The 1,207-nt window shown below is 59.1% G+C and carries 1 protein-coding gene; it reads left to right on the top strand.

Annotated features, from left to right (window positions below; genetic code table 11):
* Positions 1 to 69 precede the first annotated feature (69 nt).
* A protein-coding gene (locus H4684_RS20505) for an IS3-like element ISDba1 family transposase (protein ID WP_092194752.1) occupies positions 70 to 1,181 on the top strand; the annotation gives its coding sequence in 2 pieces (ribosomal slippage) (positions 70 to 319 and positions 319 to 1,181; 1,113 coding nt in all).
* The last annotated feature ends 26 nt before the right edge of the window (positions 1,182 to 1,207 follow it).

Below are 1,207 nucleotides of genomic sequence, written 5' to 3'. Positions count from 1 at the left end.
TGACCTGCCCGGCACTTTTCAGACCAGTCGAAACTTGAGATAGGTTCCCCCTCAACCACGAGGGAACTGATGAAAAAGGGACGATTTTCCGAAGAGCAGATGGTGGGCATCCTGCGCGAAGCTGACCGCAGTCCGGTGGCCCAGGTGGCCAAGAAGCATGGAATCAGCGAGCAGACGATCTATACGTGGCGACAGCGGTTTGCCGGCATGTCCGCCGATGACGTGAAGCGGCTGCGGTTGCTGGAACAAGAGAACACGCGACTGAAGAAGATCCTTGCGGAACGGGACCTCGAAATCGAGGTCATGAAGGAGATCGCCGCAAAAAAGTGGTAGGCGCACCCGCCCGACGCCTCCAGGTGGCATACGCCAGGAGTCGCGGACTTTCACAACGCAGGGCGTGTGCGCTGTTATCCACTTCCCGGTCGTCGCTCCACTACGAGTCACGGCTGGAAGCCCGGGACAAGCCGCTGATGGCGGCTATGACAGACCTGGCTGCGACGTATCCGCGCTTTGGATATCGTCGGATCAACGTGTTCATGGAGCGTCTGGGGCATGTCATGGGCGCCGACAAGGCGTTCCGCCTGTGGTCCAAGGCCGGGTTGCAGGTGCCCAGGAAGCGGCCTCGGAAACGAGTGGCGGCGTCCCGCCCGAGACCGCAACTGCCGATGGGAGCAAACGAACTGTGGGCGTACGACTTTGTCTATGACGCCTGCGCCAATGGTCAGCAGATCAAATGCCTGACTGTGGTGGACGAATACACGCGGGAATGCCTGGCTATAGACGTTGCCGGCAGCATCAGATCGGGCCGGGTGATCGAGGTGCTGTCCCGCCTGATCAGCGAACGTGGAGCCCCTCTGAGCCTGCGTTCTGACAACGGACCGGAGTTCGTGTCGAAGGCGCTGCTCAGATGGGCGGCTCAGGAGTCTCTGGATCTGGCGCTGATTGAGCCTGGGAAGCCATGGCAGAACGGTTTGAACGAGAGTTTTAACGGCAAATTTCGCGATGAGTGTCTGTCGATGGAATGGTTCCGGTGTCGGTCCGAGGCGCGGGTTGTGATCGAGGAATGGAGGCGGCACTACAACTCCATTCGTCCGCATTCAAGCCTGAACAACATGACGCCAGAACATTTCTGTCGGCAGTATGGGAAAAACCTGAACCGTGGGGAAACTCTCAAGAATTGAGTGGTCCGAAGTTTCCCGGCAGGTCA

Origin of the sequence: Desulfomicrobium macestii (assembly GCF_014873765.1) — a bacterium.
Taxonomy (GTDB): domain Bacteria; phylum Desulfobacterota; class Desulfovibrionia; order Desulfovibrionales; family Desulfomicrobiaceae; genus Desulfomicrobium; species Desulfomicrobium macestii.
Note: the sequence above shows the minus strand (reverse complement) of the source record. Positions and strands in the feature narration are given on the sequence as shown.